The organism is Campylobacter curvus (genome assembly GCF_013372125.1).
In the GTDB taxonomy this organism is placed as follows: Bacteria; Campylobacterota; Campylobacteria; order Campylobacterales; family Campylobacteraceae; genus Campylobacter_A; species Campylobacter_A curvus.
Window position 1 is genome coordinate 1,825,021 of the sequence record NZ_CP053826.1, and the last position, 15,462, is coordinate 1,840,482.

The 15,462-nt window shown below is 42.5% G+C and carries 30 protein-coding genes; 3 read left to right on the top strand and 27 right to left on the bottom strand.

Going from position 1 to position 15,462, the window contains the following annotated elements:
* Nucleotides 1-14: 14 nt before the first annotated feature.
* The 26 genes from rpsK to rpsJ form a co-directional block, all read right to left on the bottom strand.
* Complete coding sequence (rpsK, locus tag CCVT_RS08935) at nt 15-407, bottom strand: 30S ribosomal protein S11 (RefSeq protein ID WP_009649639.1); 393 nt, start codon at nt 405-407, stop codon at nt 15-17.
* Nucleotides 408-429: 22 nt separating this feature from the next.
* On the bottom strand, nt 430-798 hold the full coding sequence (gene rpsM, locus CCVT_RS08940) for a 30S ribosomal protein S13 (RefSeq protein ID WP_009649750.1): 369 nt from the start codon (nt 796-798) through the stop codon (nt 430-432).
* A gap of 3 nt (nt 799-801) precedes the next feature.
* Nucleotides 802-915 carry a 50S ribosomal protein L36 gene (rpmJ, locus tag CCVT_RS08945; RefSeq protein ID WP_002941545.1) on the bottom strand — a complete coding sequence of 38 codons (114 nt, stop codon included), beginning with the start codon at nt 913-915 and terminating at the stop codon, nt 802-804.
* A 202-nt stretch (nt 916-1,117) separates the two neighbouring features.
* Nucleotides 1,118-1,336, bottom strand: coding sequence for a translation initiation factor IF-1 (gene infA / locus CCVT_RS08950; protein WP_009649712.1), 219 nt, complete (start codon nt 1,334-1,336; stop codon nt 1,118-1,120).
* Nucleotides 1,337-1,364: 28 nt separating this feature from the next.
* A complete protein-coding gene (gene map / locus CCVT_RS08955) occupies nt 1,365-2,123 on the bottom strand; it encodes a type I methionyl aminopeptidase (RefSeq protein WP_018137098.1) in 759 nt (252 codons plus the stop codon).
* Nucleotide 2,124: 1 nt separating this feature from the next.
* Nucleotides 2,125-3,387 (bottom strand): preprotein translocase subunit SecY, encoded by a 1,263-nt coding sequence (secY, locus tag CCVT_RS08960; RefSeq protein ID WP_018137099.1) that lies wholly within the window; start codon nt 3,385-3,387, stop codon nt 2,125-2,127.
* Nucleotides 3,387-3,788, bottom strand: a complete 402-nt coding sequence (gene rplO, locus CCVT_RS08965; RefSeq protein ID WP_009649704.1) for a 50S ribosomal protein L15 — start codon at nt 3,786-3,788, stop codon at nt 3,387-3,389. Before rplO ends, secY begins: the two co-directional genes overlap by 1 nt.
* Nucleotides 3,789-3,802: 14 nt before the next feature.
* The gene (rpsE, locus tag CCVT_RS08970; RefSeq protein WP_009649732.1) at nt 3,803-4,246 is read right to left on the bottom strand and encodes a 30S ribosomal protein S5; all 444 of its coding nucleotides are present in this window, start codon (nt 4,244-4,246) and stop codon (nt 3,803-3,805) included.
* Between the two features lie 15 nt (nt 4,247-4,261).
* Nucleotides 4,262-4,618 carry a 50S ribosomal protein L18 gene (rplR, locus tag CCVT_RS08975; RefSeq protein ID WP_018137100.1) on the bottom strand — a complete coding sequence of 119 codons (357 nt, stop codon included), beginning with the start codon at nt 4,616-4,618 and terminating at the stop codon, nt 4,262-4,264.
* Nucleotides 4,619-4,628: 10 nt separating this feature from the next.
* Complete coding sequence (gene rplF / locus CCVT_RS08980; protein ID WP_009649839.1) at nt 4,629-5,165, bottom strand: 50S ribosomal protein L6; 537 nt, start codon at nt 5,163-5,165, stop codon at nt 4,629-4,631.
* A 104-nt stretch (nt 5,166-5,269) separates the two neighbouring features.
* Nucleotides 5,270-5,665, bottom strand: a complete 396-nt coding sequence (gene rpsH, locus CCVT_RS08985; RefSeq protein WP_018137101.1) for a 30S ribosomal protein S8 — start codon at nt 5,663-5,665, stop codon at nt 5,270-5,272.
* 9 nt (nt 5,666-5,674) lie between these two features.
* Nucleotides 5,675-5,860, bottom strand: coding sequence for a type Z 30S ribosomal protein S14 (locus CCVT_RS08990; protein WP_009649734.1), 186 nt, complete (start codon nt 5,858-5,860; stop codon nt 5,675-5,677).
* 1 nt (nt 5,861) lies between these two features.
* On the bottom strand, nt 5,862-6,407 hold the full coding sequence (gene rplE, locus CCVT_RS08995; RefSeq protein WP_018137102.1) for a 50S ribosomal protein L5: 546 nt from the start codon (nt 6,405-6,407) through the stop codon (nt 5,862-5,864).
* A gap of 5 nt (nt 6,408-6,412) precedes the next feature.
* Nucleotides 6,413-6,649 (bottom strand): 50S ribosomal protein L24, encoded by a 237-nt coding sequence (gene rplX / locus CCVT_RS09000; RefSeq protein WP_018137103.1) that lies wholly within the window; start codon nt 6,647-6,649, stop codon nt 6,413-6,415.
* Nucleotides 6,649-7,017: a 50S ribosomal protein L14 gene (gene rplN / locus CCVT_RS09005; RefSeq protein WP_009649740.1), complete on the bottom strand. Its 369-nt coding sequence runs from the start codon at nt 7,015-7,017 to the stop codon at nt 6,649-6,651. Before rplN ends, rplX begins: the two co-directional genes overlap by 1 nt.
* Nucleotides 7,017-7,268, bottom strand: a complete 252-nt coding sequence (gene rpsQ, locus CCVT_RS09010; RefSeq protein ID WP_009649669.1) for a 30S ribosomal protein S17 — start codon at nt 7,266-7,268, stop codon at nt 7,017-7,019. Before rpsQ ends, rplN begins: the two co-directional genes overlap by 1 nt.
* A gap of 10 nt (nt 7,269-7,278) precedes the next feature.
* On the bottom strand, nt 7,279-7,464 hold the full coding sequence (gene rpmC / locus CCVT_RS09015; RefSeq protein WP_009649515.1) for a 50S ribosomal protein L29: 186 nt from the start codon (nt 7,462-7,464) through the stop codon (nt 7,279-7,281).
* Nucleotides 7,451-7,876 (bottom strand): 50S ribosomal protein L16, encoded by a 426-nt coding sequence (rplP, locus tag CCVT_RS09020; protein ID WP_009649480.1) that lies wholly within the window; start codon nt 7,874-7,876, stop codon nt 7,451-7,453. Before rplP ends, rpmC begins: the two co-directional genes overlap by 14 nt.
* A gap of 2 nt (nt 7,877-7,878) precedes the next feature.
* Nucleotides 7,879-8,577: a 30S ribosomal protein S3 gene (rpsC, locus tag CCVT_RS09025; protein ID WP_009649492.1), complete on the bottom strand. Its 699-nt coding sequence runs from the start codon at nt 8,575-8,577 to the stop codon at nt 7,879-7,881.
* A gap of 1 nt (nt 8,578) precedes the next feature.
* Nucleotides 8,579-8,911 carry a 50S ribosomal protein L22 gene (rplV, locus tag CCVT_RS09030; protein ID WP_011992852.1) on the bottom strand — a complete coding sequence of 111 codons (333 nt, stop codon included), beginning with the start codon at nt 8,909-8,911 and terminating at the stop codon, nt 8,579-8,581.
* Nucleotides 8,912-8,921: 10 nt separating this feature from the next.
* Entirely contained in the window at nt 8,922-9,203 is a 282-nt protein-coding gene (rpsS, locus tag CCVT_RS09035) for a 30S ribosomal protein S19 (RefSeq protein WP_009649595.1), read from the bottom strand.
* Nucleotides 9,204-9,205: 2 nt separating this feature from the next.
* Nucleotides 9,206-10,039, bottom strand: coding sequence for a 50S ribosomal protein L2 (gene rplB / locus CCVT_RS09040; protein WP_009649696.1), 834 nt, complete (start codon nt 10,037-10,039; stop codon nt 9,206-9,208).
* A 1-nt stretch (nt 10,040) separates the two neighbouring features.
* A complete protein-coding gene (locus tag CCVT_RS09045) occupies nt 10,041-10,322 on the bottom strand; it encodes a 50S ribosomal protein L23 (RefSeq protein ID WP_009649499.1) in 282 nt (93 codons plus the stop codon).
* 1 nt (nt 10,323) lies between these two features.
* Nucleotides 10,324-10,938, bottom strand: a complete 615-nt coding sequence (rplD, locus tag CCVT_RS09050; RefSeq protein ID WP_018137104.1) for a 50S ribosomal protein L4 — start codon at nt 10,936-10,938, stop codon at nt 10,324-10,326.
* On the bottom strand, nt 10,935-11,513 hold the full coding sequence (rplC, locus tag CCVT_RS09055; RefSeq protein ID WP_009649777.1) for a 50S ribosomal protein L3: 579 nt from the start codon (nt 11,511-11,513) through the stop codon (nt 10,935-10,937). Before rplC ends, rplD begins: the two co-directional genes overlap by 4 nt.
* An 18-nt stretch (nt 11,514-11,531) precedes the next feature.
* On the bottom strand, nt 11,532-11,840 hold the full coding sequence (gene rpsJ, locus CCVT_RS09060) for a 30S ribosomal protein S10 (RefSeq protein WP_009295257.1): 309 nt from the start codon (nt 11,838-11,840) through the stop codon (nt 11,532-11,534).
* Between the two features lie 227 nt (nt 11,841-12,067).
* On the opposite strand from rpsJ, the gene CCVT_RS09065 reads away from it, so the two are divergent.
* Together CCVT_RS09065 and CCVT_RS09070 are read left to right on the top strand one after the other, a co-directional pair.
* A complete protein-coding gene (locus CCVT_RS09065; protein ID WP_018137105.1) occupies nt 12,068-13,165 on the top strand; it encodes an ATP-binding protein in 1,098 nt (365 codons plus the stop codon).
* A 43-nt stretch (nt 13,166-13,208) separates the two neighbouring features.
* On the top strand, nt 13,209-14,078 hold the full coding sequence (locus tag CCVT_RS09070) for an acetate and sugar kinases/Hsc70/actin family protein (RefSeq protein WP_018137106.1): 870 nt from the start codon (nt 13,209-13,211) through the stop codon (nt 14,076-14,078).
* Here the strand turns inward: CCVT_RS09070 and CCVT_RS09075 are convergent.
* On the bottom strand, nt 14,075-14,866 hold the full coding sequence (locus tag CCVT_RS09075) for an amidohydrolase family protein (protein WP_169765147.1): 792 nt from the start codon (nt 14,864-14,866) through the stop codon (nt 14,075-14,077). The genes CCVT_RS09070 and CCVT_RS09075 overlap by 4 nt on opposite strands.
* 109 nt (nt 14,867-14,975) lie before the next feature.
* On the opposite strand from CCVT_RS09075, the gene CCVT_RS09080 reads away from it, so the two are divergent.
* A complete protein-coding gene (locus tag CCVT_RS09080) occupies nt 14,976-15,314 on the top strand; it encodes a winged helix-turn-helix transcriptional regulator (RefSeq protein ID WP_018137108.1) in 339 nt (112 codons plus the stop codon).
* Nucleotides 15,315-15,462 lie beyond the last annotated feature (148 nt).

Genomic DNA, 15,462 nt, shown 5'->3' on the forward strand with positions numbered 1-15,462 from the left:
CCTAATTTCTATTCTTAGACGCGGCGGCGTTTTGGTGGTCTGCAACCATTGTGTGCAAGCGGGGTGATATCTTTAAGGAAAGTCACTTTGATGCCTTCGACCGCTCCTACGCTCTTAACTGCCGTCTCGCGTCCGCTGCCCGGACCTTGTACTTTTATGCCGACTTCTTTTATGCCGTGCTCTTTTGCTTTATTTAGAGCATCTTCAACGGCTTGTTGAGCTGCGTAAGGAGTCGATTTTTTGCTTCCTTTAAATCCAAGACCACCGGCACTGCTCCATGCGATAGCATTTCCCATCTCATCGGTAACGGTCACCATCGTATTATTAAATGTCGCACTGATATAAACGATACCTTTGGCTATACTTTTTCTAACAACTTTTTTCTTAACGATTTTTCTTTTTGCCATTTACTATCCTTTAACCCTTGCCTTACTTAGTAGCCGCGCCGACGGTTTTACGTCTGCCTTTTCTGGTTCTTGCGTTAGTTTTTGTCTTTTGTCCGCGAACAGGAAGGCCTTTTCTATGGCGAAGACCTCTATAACTTCCAAGATCCATAAGTGCCTTTATATCCATAGCGACTTGTTTCCTAAGGTCACCCTCGACTATGTGATGCTCCTGGATCTCTTTACGGATAGCCGCAGCCTCGTCTTCGCTCAGCTCAAAAACTCTCTTGTCGTAAGAGATACCCGCAGCGTCAAGAATTTGACGTGACTTGTAAAGACCTATGCCATAGATATATGTCAAACCATACTCTATTCTCTTTTTGTTTGGTAAATCTACACCTGCAATACGTGCCATGCCTTATCCTTGTCTTTGTTTATGTTTTGGATTTTCGCAGATAACACGAATGATACCGCTACGTTTGACAATTTTGCATTTGTCACACATCTTCTTTACAGAAGGACGAACTTTCATCTTAGTCTCCTAAAAATTTATTCCACTTTTTTAGGGGCTGCATCAGGTTTAAAGAAAAATTCTAAACCAACTATTTTCAAAATAAGTGGGAACTTTGAAAACAATTCTTCATACAGCTTGTTGCAAAGGTTGGATTTTATCTAAATCCAGCTTTAAATTTACTTAGTATGTCGCCGATAACGAATCTGGCGATACTGAAATTTTACTTATATCTATAAGTTATGCGACCCTTATCAAGGCTATAAGGTGTAAGCTCTACCTTGACACGGTCTCCGGGCATTATCTTTATATAGTGCATTCTCATCTTGCCTGCAATATGACATAAAATCACATGCTTATTATCAAGTTCGACTTTAAATGTTGCGTTTGGCAATGCCTCGACCACGTTACCGTCAATCTCTATGACGTCATCTTTTGCCATCTATCCTCCTTTCTTAAATTTTAAAATTTCAAGCTATCGATAAAATTTCGGCTTCATTATCTATAATAGCCATACAATGCTCGTAATGGCTCGTTCTTAGGCCGTCTTTTGCAGTGACTTTCCATTTATCCTCACCGACTATCGGGGTGCCGTCAGTGTGGCAGATCATTGGCTCTATGCAAAAAACCATCCCGTTTTTGATCTTCGGACCGGCCTTTGGGTTGTTTCCTTCCAGATAATTTGGAATTTCAGGCTCTTCATGAGGGCGTCTGCCTATGCCGTGTCCGCAGTATCCACGAAGCGGCACGAATCCGCGAGCTATTATAAATTTTTCAAGCTCGTAGCAGACCTCTTTAAAATGCATGCCAGCTCTTATGAAATCCACCGCGAAATAAAGCGCATCCTTGCTGCACGCGATGAGCTCTTCATCTTCTTTTGAAATTTTACCGACTCCAAACGTCCTGGCGCTATCGCCGAAATATCCGTCTAAATTCGAGCCTATATCGACGCTCACGATATCGCCTTCTTTTAAAACGTATTGGTTCGGGATACCGTGTATGACGACTTCGTTCACACTTATGCAAGCTGCGTTTGGAAAGCCGTAAAGCCCTTTAAAAGCGGGTTTGGCACCGGCGGCTCTTATCATATCTTCGCAAATTTTATCTATCTCAAGGAGTGAAATTCCGGGTTTTATTATGGTAGAAACGTGATCTAGCGTTTGAGCGACGATCTTGTTCGCCGCTCGCATTTTTTCGATCTCAGCGGGTCTTTTTAGCGAGATCGCCATTTTATAGACCTACCGCACTTAGAGTTTGGTATTTGTTCATATAAATTTGAGCCTCTATGCGCCTCATTGTATCAAGTGCGACCGAAACGACGATAAGCACCGATGTGCCGCCAAAATAAAATGGCACGCCCATGGTTTTGACCAAAACCCAAGGCAAGGTCGAGATGAGACCTAAATAAATCGCACCGCTTAGAGTAAGCCTACCTGCGACATCGTTTAGATAGCTCGCGGTATTTTCACCGGGTCTGACTCCGGGGATGAACCCGCCTTGTCTCTTTAAATTTTCGCTGATGTCTTTTGTGTTAAAGACGATAGAAGCGTAGAAAAATGCAAAAAAGATGACAAAAAGGAACGTCAAGAAGTTGAACATATATCCTTGTGGATTCAAAAAGTCGTTTATGGCTTGAGCGTATTTGTTCGTGCTTGCTTGCAAAATGGTACTAGGGAACATAAGTATCGCGCTGGCAAAGATAGGCGGGATGACACCGCTTAAATTTACCTTTATCGGGATATAGTTCATTATGCGCTTATTTTGATTTTGCATGACGACTTTGCGTGAATACGAGATAGGGATGCGTCTCTCACCCATCTCCACAAAGATGATAATGCCGATAGTCACCAAAATAATGATGAAAATTCCGATCGCAACCAAGAAATTCATCTCGCTTGTATTTATTAGATTCACCGTTCCACCGATCGCATTTGGAATTCCAGAAACGATACCTGCAAAAATGATAAGGCTTATACCGTTTCCTATACCACGCTGAGTTATCTGCTCGCCTATCCACATAAGTAGCATAGTTCCTGTCAGCATAGATACTGCAGAGATCGCGATGAAAACGTTCATATCTATCATTATAGCTTGCTCGCCGCCACGTCCTGTTATGCTTTGAAGGCCGATAGAAACGCCGATAGACTGGATGAGAGTGATGACTATGGTAGCGTAGCGGATGATTTGCATATATTTTTGCATGCCGTCACGCTCTTTTTTCATCTTTCCTAAATTTGGAAAAGTTGCCGCTAAAAGCTCCATGATGATCGACGAGGTGATGTATGGCATGATACCAAGAGATATGATACTAAGACGCTCGGCGGCCTTACCGCTGAACATATTAAATAATCCTAAAGCGTTGCTATTATTCGAGTTAAAGAATTCTTTAATCACATCGACATTAACGCCAGGAACCGGCACATACGCCAGTATCCTGTACGCGAACAAAAATGCCAACGTGATTAATATCTTGTTGGTCAATGTTTTATTCATTATTTCGATCCGCTAACGCTAACGTTCTCGTCTTTTACTTTTGAAGCGAGCTCTTTTGCGCTTACTCCGATAAGTTTGATTTTTGTTACACTTTTTGAAATTTTATGCACGCTTGCGATCGTCGCGACAGTGATCTCGCTAAGCTCTTTTATAGCGGTGATTTTCTCTACATTGATGACATAAGGTTTTTCGAATTTAGACGTAAAGCCAACTTTCGGAAGGCGTCTTTGAAGCGGTTGTTGTCCACCCTCGAAGCCTCTTTTTTCATTGTAGCCTTTTCTTGCCCTTTGACCTTTGTTGCCTTTGCCAGCAGTTTTACCATTTCCACTACCTTGACCGCGACCAAGCCTCTTTGTAGCATGAGTCGAGCCAGGAGCCGGAGTTAAATTTTGTAATGCCATATTTTTCCTTTCTCTTAGCTTTTTAGCAAACTAAGCGCTTTTATAGTAGCGCGGACAACGTTTGCCGAGTTATTTGAGCCAAGTGATTTCGTAAGGATATCTTTGATACCTGCAAGCTCGATGATAGGACGTGCACCGCCACCAGCGATGACACCGGTACCTTCGCTAGCCGGACGAAGCAGAATTCTACTTGCATTATATTTGACTTCTACGTCGTGAGGTATAGTAGAGCCTTTGAGCTTGACGTGGATAATGTTTTTAAACGCATCATCGATAGCTTTTCTCATCGCGTCAGGTACTTCCTTTGCTTTACCGTAGCCAAAGCCGACTAGTCCGTTTCTGTTGCCTACGACGACCAAAGCCGTAAATCTAAATCTACGACCGCCTTTGACGACCTTCGTAACCCGACCGATATCGACGATTACTTCTTCAAATTCTTCTCTATTATATTTTTCCATCGATTTTCCTTTGGGTTATAGTTTTATGCCGTTTTCTCTTAAAGCATCAGCAAATGCCGCGATGACGCCGTGATACAAGTAGCCGTTCCTATCAAAAACAGCCGTATCTATCTTTTTAGCTTTCAACGCACTTGCAAATTCTTTAGCAAGGATAGCTGCACCCTCTTTGTTTGCCTTTATGCCTAGCTTTCTACCGTCTGCCGCAACGATAGTCGTAGCCGTGACATCGTCGATAGCTTGGACATAAATAGTTCTATTTGATTTGAAAATAGAGACTCTAGGGGTCGTGGCAACACCTGAAATTTTACCTCTGATCCTTCTTTTTCTCTTAATCCTAAGAGCGAGTTTTCTTTTTAATACTTTTGCTGTCATTTACCGCCCCTTATTTCTTAGATGTCTTGCCCGCTTTGCGGATTATGCGCTCTTCGACATATTTAACACCCTTGCCTTTATACGGCTCTGGCGGTCTAAAGCCTCTTACTTGAGCTGCGACTTGACCGACTACTTGCTTATCATCGCCTTTTATAGTTATGATGTTTTTATCTACGCTAGCCTCGACGCCACTTGGAAGCTCATAATTTATAAGATGCGAAAAGCCTAGAGTAAGCTCTAAAATTTTACCTTTTGCGGCCGCTTTGTAGCCGACGCCATTGATCTCAAGCTGGCGAGTGAAGCCGCTTGTAAGACCTGTGACTATATTGTTCGCTAGTGCCCTATATGTTCCCCAGTAGGCCCTGCTTTGGCGGTCATCACCCTTTGGTGAAAATACTATATGACCGTTTTCTACCTTGACATCGACATGCCCTTTTGTGTCGAGCTCTTTTGTATTGTTGCCCTTTTTAAATTTTAGGACGCTATTTGCAACGCTAACATCCACCCCGCTTGGGATAGCGATAGGTTGTTTTCCTATACGTGACATTTTTTTCCTTTTACTTGTCTAGGGTATTGCTACATTTTCGAATCAATACCACAATGCCGTAAAATATTTGCTTTGCTTAGAATTTAGCAAAGCAAAAACCATTTTTACCAAACTGTGCAAAGAACCTCGCCGCCAACACCTACTTTACTCGCTTCTATACCGCTCATAACGCCTTTACTGGTGCTGACTATGACCGTTCCATAGCCATTTTTAAAGCGTTTGATATCATCTTTTCCTTGATATACTCTACGTCCTGGCTTTGAAACTCTTTTTAGTTCGTTTATGATGCTTCTGCCATGATCGTCGTATTTTAAAACTACATTTATGAATTTCTTGTTGTTCTCTTCTACGACATTATAGCTTTCTACGTAGCCCTTTGCTGCAAGGATGGAAAGTGTAGCCTCGACGACTTTAGAGTGAAGTAGTTTAGCTGTTTCAAGCTTTCTCATGCTTGCATTTCTAATACGGGTTAGTCCGTCTGATATTAAATCATTTAACATATCTTTTCCTTACCAGCTTGCTTTTTTAAGACCGGGGATTAGCCCCTCGTTAGCCATTTTTCTTAGGCAAACACGGCAAATTCCAAAATCTTTATAAACAGAGTGCGGACGTCCGCAAATTTGGCATCTTGTATAGCCGCGCACTTTAAATTTAGGAGCACGAGCGGCTTTTGCTATCATTGATTTTTTTGCCATTTTACTTTCCTTTTGCAAACGGCAAACCAAATAGCTCTAGCAATTTGAATGCCTCTTTATCATTTTTAGCTGTCGTAGCGATAGTGATATTCATACCGTGAGTACGTAAAATTTTATCATACTCGACCTCTGGGAACATAAGCTGTTCGCTAAGACCGAAGTTATAGTTGCCTCGTCCGTCAAAGCCATTTTTAGGCAAGCCACGGAAGTCTTTGACCCTTGGAAGAGCGATAGAGATGAGCTTATCTAAAAACGCATACATCTGCTCTTTTCTAAGAGTCACTTTGATGCCCACAGGAAAGCCCTCGCGCACTTTAAAGCCAGCGACTGACTTTTTAGCGTTCGTGATGACGGCTTTTTGCCCTGCGATAAGCGAGATGGTATCAGCCATATTTTGAAGCACCTTTTGATCCTTTGCAGAATCGCCTGCTCCAACGCTGATGACTATCTTTTCTAGCGCAGGAACGAGCATCGGGTTTTTGATATCGAATTCTTTTACAAGAGCTGGTTTTATGCTCTCGTTAAATTTATCTTTTAATCTACCCATGACTCTTATCCCTCGACTTTCGCTACATTTGAAATGTGTATCGGCATCTCTTTGTTTATATGACCGCCATTTGGTGTCTTTTCGCTTGGCTTGATAGCTTTTTTAGCCACTTTGCAGCCCTCAACGATGACCTGACTTTTTTTAGCAAGGACCGATAAAATTTTACCCGTTTTGCCTTTATCGTCACCGGCGATGATCTTTACAAGATCGCCTTTTTTGACTTGAAATTTTACATTCGCCATTATAAAACCTCCGGTGCAAGCGAAACGATCTTCATAAAGTTAGCATATCTAACCTCACGACCCACAGGCCCGAAGATACGAGTTCCGATTGGCTCTCTTTTGTTATCTAGGATGACGGCTGCGTTCTCGTCGAATCTTATGAGCGAACCGTTACCTCTTTGAACCTCTTTTTTAGTTCTGACGACGACGGCTTTTACCACTTGGCCTTTTTTGATCTTGCCGTTTGGAAGAGCTTTTTTGACAGAACAAATGATAACATCGCCCAAAGTAGCGTAACGTCTTTTACTGCCACCAAGAACTTTTATACACATCAACTCTTTTGCGCCGCTATTATCAGCAACTGCAAGTCTTGTAAAACTTTGGATCATTACTCAACTCCCTTTGCAACAATAGCTTTCAAGCGGAAAGATTTGCGAGCCGAAAGCGGTCTGCACTCAACGGCTACGACAGTATCTCCTGCATTTGTCTCATTTTTTTCATCATGAACCAAATACTTTTTAAAACGTTTTACAAATTTATGATATCTTGGGTGCATAACGCGTCTTTCTACTAAAATAGTAGCCGTCTTATCACCCGCTTTTTGTAAAACTACGCCTTGAATTTCTCTTTTTAATGCCATTTCTCACCCCTTACTTTGAAGCGCTGATTGCAGTATTGATTTGAGCGATCTCTTTTTTGAGAGCTCTAATCTCATTAGGGTTGCTTAACTGCATAGTTTTTAACTTTTGTTTTAGTGTAAATAAAAGCACCTTTTTCTCTTTTAACAACGCGTTTAATTCTGCAACGCTTTTTTCTTTGATCTCAGTATATTTCATTTTCACTCTCTCGCGTTACGAATTTTGACTTGAAAGACAGTTTGTGCATAGCTAGAGTAAGAGCTTCGCGTGCAAGCTCCTCGCTGACACCAGCCATTTCAAATAATATACGACCGGGCTTGATATTCATTACCCACTCTTCAACTCCGGCCTTACCTTTACCCATACGAGTTTGTAGAGGCTTTTTGGTAAGCGGCTTATCAGGGAAAACTCTGATCCAAATTTTAGCCTGTCTTTTTACGTGGCGAGTAAGAGCCTGACGAGCTGCCTCGATCTGACGTGAATTTACACGCCCGGCTTCAACGGCTTTTAGTGCGAATTCGCCTGTCGATAAAGATGCACCGCGAGTTGCATAGCCGCGATTGCGACCTTTCATTTGCTTACGAAATTTCGTTCTTTTAGGCATCAACATGATTATTTACCTCTTCTTGGTCTGCGTGTTTTCTTTGGTGCATCGTCCTCGGTTTTTTCAGGTTGGACACCTTTTTGAAGGACTTCACCTTTAAAGATCCACACTTTTATACCTATGTTTCCATAAGTCGTATGTGCTTCCGCAACGCCGTAATCGATCTTCGCTCTTAACGTATGAAGCGGCACGCGGCCTTCTAGATACCACTCTGTCCTGGCCATTTCGGCACCACCTAGACGTCCTGCAACTGAAATTTTGATACCCTTGGCACCTGATTTTTGAGCGCCTTGGATGACCTTTTTCATTGCGCGGCGGAAAGCCACACGTTTTTCAAGCTGCATAGCGACGTTTTCGGCCGCTAGTTGAGCGGAGGCTTGAGCTTTTCTTTCTTCTTTTATATTTACATTGACCTCTTTGCCGATCAGCTTGCTGACGTCATTTTTTAGGTTTTCGACATCTTGGCCTTTTTTGCCGATGATGATACCGGGACGAGCCGCTACGACGGTCACACGAAGCTTTTTGGCCGTTCTTTCGATCAAGATTTGACTGATCCCCGCATAGTAAAGTTTTTTCTTTAAAAATGCGCGAATTTTATAGTCTTCGCCGATATTTTCAGGAAGGCTAGCTTTAGTAGGGAACCAGCGTGACTCCCAGTTACGGTTGATGCCTAGTCTAAGACCTATTGGATTTACTTTTTGTCCCATATTACGCTTCCTTCTTTTGAGCTTTAGATACTTCGACCATTACGTGAGAAGTCGGTTTGCGAATTTTACTCGCAGTTCCTCTTGCTCTTGGCCTAAATCTTTTTAATACAGGACCGGCATCTACACGGCAACTGCTCACCACAACCTCTTCAGGCTCAAACCCGCCGTTTGCAACAGCCGAGCTGATAGCGTTGGCTATAAATTTAGCTCCGCGGTTTGGCATGAACTGCAAACTTGCAAGGGCAAGCTCAGCGTTCATTCCTTGAACCTCTCTTGCTATTAGTCTAGCTTTCGTAGGAGAAAGTCTTACAAATTTTATAATTGCTTTACTCATCGTCTAACCCCTACTTACCGATTTTCTTTTGCACGGAGCCTTTGTGGCCCTTAAATGTGCGTGTCGGAGCAAATTCGCCAAGCTTGTAGCCGATGTGGTTTTCTGTTACATACACAGGAATAAAGCTCTTACCGTTATGAACGTTAAAAGTTAGTCCAATCATTTCAGGCACAATCGTACTGCGTCTTGACCAAGTTTTGATCGGTTTATTGTCATTGCTAGCCTTAGCAGCGACAACTTTTTTCATTACGTGATCATCTACGAAAGGACCTTTTTTGAGTGATCTTGCCATCTCTATTTTCCTTTCCTTCTTGAAATTATAAGCTTATCGCTTGCTTTTTTACGGCGAGTCTTAGCACCTTTTGTCGGTTTGCCCCACGGAGTTACCGGATGGCGACCTGAATTTTTCTTACCTTCACCACCGCCGTGTGGGTGATCTACCGGGTTCATCGCCGAGCCGCGAGTTTGTGGGCGGATGCCTCTATAGCGGTTACGCCCTGCTTTACCGATCGTGATGTTAGCCCAGTCTTCGTTGCCGACGACACCGATACTTGCCATACACTCGGCTAGAATTTGCCTCATCTCGCCGCTTGGCATCCTGACGATGACATATTTTTCCTCTTTGCCCATGAGCTGTGCGTATCCACCGGCCGAGCGAGCTATCTGAGCACCTTTACCCGGTTTTAGCTCGATGTTATGAACGATCGTTCCGACAGGGATGAATTTAAGCTTCATGGCATTGCCCGGTTTTATATCGAGCGCGCCCTCGTCGATAGAAGCTATGACATCACCTACGTTTAGGCCGTTTGGTCTAATGATATAGCGTTTTTCACCGTCTTTATATGAGATCAAGGCTATACGGCAGTTTCTATTTGGATCGTATTCGATCGCTTCTACTCTGCCCTCGATACCAAATTTCTTACGCTTAAAGTCGATGATACGATAAAGCTTCTTCGCACCTGCTTCTTTATGCCTTGAAGTTATGCGTCCGTTGTTGTTTCTGCCGCCACTTGCCGGAATTTTTACAAGCAAGCTTCTGACACTTGGCTTAGCGGTGATGTCTTCACTACTTAGCCCCGTCATATATCTACGGCTTGGAGTATATGGTTTATATGATTTTATCGCCATTTTATGCCTCCGTATTTTCTAGGCTGACGCCCTCTGGTAGCTTGACATAAAATTTCTTTATCTCATCGCGCTGACCTACTTTTCCTCTGAAACGCTTGACTTTGCCTGTGATCCTGAGAGAATTTATGCGAAGCGGCGTTACACCAAAATACTCTTTCAAAACTTCTTTTAGCCCGTTTTTCGTGACTTTTGGTGAAGTTTGTATGACTACGACACCTTGTTCTTGAAGGCCAAGAGTTTTTTCTGTATAAATAATCGTTTTGATATCAGTTATATCTGCCATTTTAGCCCTCTTTTGTTATGGTTTGTAGTGCTGCTTTTTCGACGATCACTGAGCTAAAGACTGAAACAAGGTAAGCATTGACTTCGCTTGCATCAACTACGTAGCAGTTTGCCATATTTCTAAAAGCAAGAAGCGTTTTATCATCAAGTAAATCTTTAACGATAAGCGCATCTCTTAAATTTAGCGCTTCGATGATCTTGGCCGCATCTTTGGTCTTACCTGACTCTACCGCCAAACTATCTACCGCAAAAAGCTTTCTGGCCTCGGCTTTTTGGGCTAAAGCGCACTCAAGAGCAAGTCTTTTTTGTTTTTTATTCACTTTTTGGAAGTAGTTTTTCTCGTTTGTCGGGCCAAATGCTACCGCACCGCCAACCCATACGTTAGTTCTAGTAGAGCCCGCACGCGCTCCGCCACGTCCCTTTTGTCTCCAAGGCTTCTTACCGCCGCCGCTTACATAAGCACGACTTTTAGTGTGAGCCGTATTTGCTCTCATGCCTGCTAGGTAAGATTTGACATAAAGATAAAGGTTGTGCGGATTTACCTCCGCGTAGCTCGCAGGAAGCTCAAGCTCACCAGAATTTTCAAATTTATCGTTCAATACTAAAATTTTACTCATTTTACGATCCTTATTCTGCCCATTGCGCCATTGTGTCCCGGAACACAACCCTTGACAACGACGATGCCGTTTTCAGCGTCGAAGCTGACTAGCTCGTTTTTAACGGTAACTTTTTCATTACCCATGTGTCCGGCCATCTTCATACCAGGCTGAACGCGACCCGGCCATTCGCAGTTACCTATAGAGCCGTGGCGTCTGTGAAAACGTGAGCCGTGGCTTTTTGGTCCGCCGCTAAATCCGTGCCTTTTTACGACACCTTGATAACCTCTACCCTTTGAGTTGAAGCTAACTTTTAAAATTTTAGCCTCGCTAAGCGGTGTGAAATCAAGATTTCCGACTTCGCTATTTGCCACTTCAAGAGTTGCAAATTTATTGAATTCGGCAGTTAGATTGTATTTTTTTTGCTGACCTGCAATAGTTTTGTTATTTGCTTTCGTATGAGCGTAAGCCACGATAGCGCGTTTGTTTTCGTCTATCTCACAAACTTTAGCCTCTACGAGCTTTAGCAACGTAACCGGGGTGCTTTGTGTAGAAATCGTTCTACTCATGCCTATTTTTTCTACGATATATTCCATACTCTATCCTTTGCTCGCTTATTTCATCGCACGAACTTCGACATTCACTTCTGGAGCAAGGTCGAGTTTGGTCAGACTATCTACGGTCTCCGGAGTAGCCGCCACGATGTCAAGCATACGAGCGTGTATCCTCATCTCAAACTGCTCGCGTGAGTCTTTGTTGATGTGTGGAGATTTCAAGACGGTGTAGCGTTTGATTTTTGTAGGCATTGGCACTGGACCACGAACGTCAGCACCAGTTCTTTTGACAGCTTCTACGATTGCTGCAACTGTGCGGTCTAGAACTCTATGGTCATAAGCTTTGAGCTTTAACCTGATTCTTTCCATTGTTTTTCCTTTAAAAAGAACTTGTCGCAAACTCGCGACCTCTTCACATAAACAAGCCTCGCATAGGATCAAGCGATCATACGAGCAGACATACGTCTTGCGTAAAGAGGTTGTGATTTTACAAAAAAGGCATTATATTGTCAAGGAATTTAGCGATTTTGAGATTAAATTTAGCGATTTTATTTCCTTTTAAAAAGGAAATGTTAGAATAGCGCAAAGGAGAAATTTTGCAAAATTTAGATTTTTTTTATGAGACACCTTTAAAAACTATAAAATTCATAAACCGAAAGCAGTTCATCTCAAACCAAAAAACGCTCATAATAGGCTCTCCTCAAAGCGGCAAAACAAGCCTGATGTGTGAATATCTGGCGCAATACAAAGCCGAAGAGAGGCTATATATAAATTTAAAAGATCTGCGGGCGGATCCTTTAAATTTACTTACCGATTTGAGCGAATTTTTAGCCGCGCATCCTAGCCTAAAAGCACTTGGTGTGGACAATCTAAGTAGCCAAGACGAAGCTGAAATTTTAAAAAAGATAGATACTAGCGCACTTGAGACGATCATCATCGCGACCGATCAAAGGTCATTTAGATTTGAAAATTTCAGCGTTCTCGAGCTTGGCTACCTTGACTACGAGGAGTTTATCCTATTTTTTAAGAAAAATTTGGACGCGAATTTTTTATTCAGCCATTTTTTAGCTCACGGAGGGGCGATAAAATGTGCGTTTTTAGACGCTAGCGAGGTTAGCGAGAGTCTACAAAACGACCTAAAAAAGGAGCTAACCCCCGTAAATTTAAACATCATAAAAGAGTGTGCATCAAAATGTCACGACACCGTCAGCGCCTTTGAAATTTATAAAATTTTAAAGCAAAGTGTCAAAATTTCAAAAGATAGCGTTTATGCCGGGCTTAATGAACTGGAAAACAGCGGTTTTATCATTACTTTGCCAAAATTTAACGAGCCAAACGCGACGAAAAAATTATATTTTAGAAATTTCGCTCTACGAAACGCTTTGAGCGCGAAAAAGGACTTCACCGCGACTTTTGCCAATGTAATCCTTTGCGAGCTACTTAAATTTAAGGATGAAATTTTTTATACCAAAGAGCTTGATTTTTTCCTTATAAAAAGGAAACTTGCGGTGCTTTGCATACCTTTTAGCGCAAGCGAGATCATATTTTTAAAATTTAAAAAACTTCATCCGCTACTTAAAAATTTAAACGTCTCACGACTGCAAGTCATCAGCGTGGCAAACTCGGGCGAGCTAAGCATCGAGGGCATAAAATGCGAAATTTTACCATTTTCTAGATGGGCTTTAGGGATTTAAATTTAATTTTTGCGTTATAATTTCAAAAATTTAAAGGATGAAAATGCGAGCGATTTTTATGATTTTATTTTTAGCATTCGGGCTTTTTGGATATGAGATAGACCACGAAAACTGGGGCAAATTTTATAAATTTGACGGTGTTGCGGACGGAGCGAAATTTGAGATTTATCTAAGCTATTTTGAAAACGAATTTGAAAATTTTAAGCCCAGTGAAAATTTTCAAATCCTACCAAAGATCAGCGGACATGCCTTTTTTAACGGGGCTAAATTTGACTTTGATAAAGGAAAAATGGAGCAAAACGGCACGAAAATCTCAGCCCTCTCCGTGCAGTCTGAGTGGCTAAATTTAGACGTCAAAGCCCAGGGCGAGGAGCTAGCAGGCAAGATCATCATCAAAAACAAAGCCTACAAAGCTACGCTAAAACAGGCCGCAAACTACGAGATTTTGGCTCTTGGAGTGCAGCTCGTGCAAAACGGCAAAAGATTTGACGCCATAGTGAGTGACTTTTTCTCGCCGAAATTTAGCAAAAAATATAAAAATGAGCTTAAATCCGAGCTTGACGCGCTCAAACAAACGTGGCTTGCAAAGGACGCAGACTCCGCCAGCGTGAGTCAAAATTTAGAGCTTTTTTATCAAAATGACAAGATCAAAAATCTATGCCTAACGAAAAATAAAACCTTGAAAATTTGCGATCTCATCTCACAAAAAACGCAAAAAAAGATAAAGCTAAATCAAATTTTTAAAGACCCAAACGACGAAAATTTGAAGCAAATTTTTGCTAAATTTGACGTAAAAACGGACATAATTTTCACCCTTTCGCCGATTGGTCTCACATTTTACGACGAGGGCGAAAAGAGCGTGCCGCTTGACGCAATTAAGCCGTTTTTGAGCGAAAATTTCGGGCTTTTCTAGCCGCCGATAAGCCGTAAAATATTGCCTCCAAGCACCATTTCACGCACCTGCTCGTTACCGCTTACAAAGCTCGCGGCGTCCTTGCAAAGTAGTGGCTCGGAGTATGGCGCATCGGAGCTAAAAATGCACTTTTCGGGCAGCTGCGAGATCGCCATTTTAAGCGCGAGCGTCGAAAAGGCGGCAGATAGATCGATGTAGGCGTTTTTGGTGACGCTGGCAAAGTCAATCATATCCATCCAATGATACCCGCCCATATGTCCGAAAATAATGGGGATATTGGGGTATTTTTTAGTCAAATTCATCAAAATTTCAAGTCCGTTTTTGCCAAGCGGGAAGAACGTATGCACCCAGACGCAAAGCCCGCTAAAATCGCAAAGTGCCTGGAAAATCGGCTCAAGCTCGCAAATTTGCTCGTCGCTTAAAGTAAATTCTCCCACGCCTTTAAAACCGCTTTGAGCGAGCTTTTCTATCCAAATCCCGTTTTCACCTTGCGTCAAGCCAGTCGGTACGCTACCAAATGCGTAAAATTTATCAGGGTGACCCTTCACAAGCGCGGCTAATTCGAGGTTATTTCGCTCGTATCTAGCCATATTTGCCTCCTTTGAAACGCTGCCGGAGAGGATCTTAAACAAAACTTTCATCTCCTCTTTTAACTCGCTAAAATTTCGCGCTCGCTCGGGATGAGGCGTCGTGCCAAACAATATCGCCCTATCGATGCCAGCGGTTTGGAGCTTTTGTAGCTGCAAGGAAACGGGCGTCATAACGTGCTCGTGAGCGTCTATTATCATAAATTTCTCCTTTTAAATTTGATATAATGCAATCCTAGCGTATTTTTAAAAGCCCTTCAATACGTTAAATTTTAATATTTTGTATCCTTTTTGATACCAAAGAGAGAAAATGGCAAAAGCCCAAAAATCTAGCGATACCTGCCCTATGAGCCTCGGCATAAACGTGCTTAGCGGCAAATGGAAGCTGCAAATTTTATCACTCATCCACGCTAAAAAAGTCGTGCGATTTAACGAGTTAAAGCGAAATTTAGGGCGCATCACCACAAAAACTCTTACCGATCAGCTAAGAGAGCTCGAGGCGCAGGGCGTCGTGCAAAGAGCGGTGTATGCGCAAGTGCCGCCAAAGGTCGAATACTCGCTAAGCCCCATCGGAGCGCAACTGGAAAAGGTGTTAAAAGAGCTCTGCGAGTGGGGTAAGGAGTATCAAAAGACGCTTGAGGGCGGGTAAATTCAGCTCTTTTTAAAACATCGGCTAAAATATTTTGTGATAAATTTTGAGCCAAAATTTCAAGTTTGAAGCGTGTCGGCGGCGTTTGATGGCTCGCGCACTGTGCAAAAACGAGAGATATGCAGCCAAACTAGCGCTCCACCCACTT

Bases quoted from the DNA above. Each gene is read 5' to 3' on its own strand.
- CCVT_RS09045 (WP_009649499.1), bottom strand. From the start codon at position 10,322: ATGGCAGATATAACTGATATCAAAACGATTATTTATACAGAAAAAACT.
- rplO (WP_009649704.1), bottom strand. From the start codon at position 3,788: ATGGCATTACAAAATTTAACTCCGGCTCCTGGCTCGACTCATGCTACA.
- rpsM (WP_009649750.1), bottom strand. From the start codon at position 798: ATGGCACGTATTGCAGGTGTAGATTTACCAAACAAAAAGAGAATAGAG.
- CCVT_RS09075 (WP_169765147.1), bottom strand. From the start codon at position 14,866: ATGATAATAGACGCTCACGAGCACGTTATGACGCCCGTTTCCTTGCAG.
- rplR (WP_018137100.1), bottom strand. From the start codon at position 4,618: ATGACAGCAAAAGTATTAAAAAGAAAACTCGCTCTTAGGATTAAGAGA.
- secY (WP_018137099.1), bottom strand. From the start codon at position 3,387: ATGAATAAAACATTGACCAACAAGATATTAATCACGTTGGCATTTTTG.
- rpsS (WP_009649595.1), bottom strand. From the start codon at position 9,203: ATGGCAAGATCACTCAAAAAAGGTCCTTTCGTAGATGATCACGTAATG.
- rpsK (WP_009649639.1), bottom strand. From the start codon at position 407: ATGGCAAAAAGAAAAATCGTTAAGAAAAAAGTTGTTAGAAAAAGTATA.
- CCVT_RS09080 (WP_018137108.1), top strand. From the start codon at position 14,976: ATGGCAAAAGCCCAAAAATCTAGCGATACCTGCCCTATGAGCCTCGGC.
- rplX (WP_018137103.1), bottom strand. From the start codon at position 6,649: ATGGCGAATGTAAAATTTCAAGTCAAAAAAGGCGATCTTGTAAAGATC.
- CCVT_RS08990 (WP_009649734.1), bottom strand. From the start codon at position 5,860: ATGGCAAAAAAATCAATGATAGCAAAAGCCGCTCGTGCTCCTAAATTT.
- rpsH (WP_018137101.1), bottom strand. From the start codon at position 5,665: ATGTTAAATGATTTAATATCAGACGGACTAACCCGTATTAGAAATGCA.
- rpmJ (WP_002941545.1), bottom strand. From the start codon at position 915: ATGAAAGTTCGTCCTTCTGTAAAGAAGATGTGTGACAAATGCAAAATT.
- rpsC (WP_009649492.1), bottom strand. From the start codon at position 8,577: ATGGGACAAAAAGTAAATCCAATAGGTCTTAGACTAGGCATCAACCGT.
- rpsJ (WP_009295257.1), bottom strand. From the start codon at position 11,840: ATGGAAAGAATCAGGTTAAAGCTCAAAGCTTATGACCATAGAGTTCTA.
- rplB (WP_009649696.1), bottom strand. From the start codon at position 10,039: ATGGCGATAAAATCATATAAACCATATACTCCAAGCCGTAGATATATG.
- rpsE (WP_009649732.1), bottom strand. From the start codon at position 4,246: ATGGAAAAATATAATAGAGAAGAATTTGAAGAAGTAATCGTCGATATC.
- map (WP_018137098.1), bottom strand. From the start codon at position 2,123: ATGGCGATCTCGCTAAAAAGACCCGCTGAGATCGAAAAAATGCGAGCG.
- rplC (WP_009649777.1), bottom strand. From the start codon at position 11,513: ATGGAATATATCGTAGAAAAAATAGGCATGAGTAGAACGATTTCTACA.
- rplN (WP_009649740.1), bottom strand. From the start codon at position 7,017: ATGATCCAAAGTTTTACAAGACTTGCAGTTGCTGATAATAGCGGCGCA.
- infA (WP_009649712.1), bottom strand. From the start codon at position 1,336: ATGGCAAAAGATGACGTCATAGAGATTGACGGTAACGTGGTCGAGGCA.
- rplF (WP_009649839.1), bottom strand. From the start codon at position 5,165: ATGTCACGTATAGGAAAACAACCTATCGCTATCCCAAGCGGGGTGGAT.
- rplE (WP_018137102.1), bottom strand. From the start codon at position 6,407: ATGGGTAGATTAAAAGATAAATTTAACGAGAGCATAAAACCAGCTCTT.
- rpmC (WP_009649515.1), bottom strand. From the start codon at position 7,464: ATGAAATATACTGAGATCAAAGAAAAAAGCGTTGCAGAATTAAACGCG.
- rplD (WP_018137104.1), bottom strand. From the start codon at position 10,938: ATGAGTAAAATTTTAGTATTGAACGATAAATTTGAAAATTCTGGTGAG.
- CCVT_RS09070 (WP_018137106.1), top strand. From the start codon at position 13,209: ATGCGAGCGATTTTTATGATTTTATTTTTAGCATTCGGGCTTTTTGGA.
- rplV (WP_011992852.1), bottom strand. From the start codon at position 8,911: ATGAGTAAAGCAATTATAAAATTTGTAAGACTTTCTCCTACGAAAGCT.
- rpsQ (WP_009649669.1), bottom strand. From the start codon at position 7,268: ATGGCATTAAAAAGAGAAATTCAAGGCGTAGTTTTACAAAAAGCGGGT.
- rplP (WP_009649480.1), bottom strand. From the start codon at position 7,876: ATGTTGATGCCTAAAAGAACGAAATTTCGTAAGCAAATGAAAGGTCGC.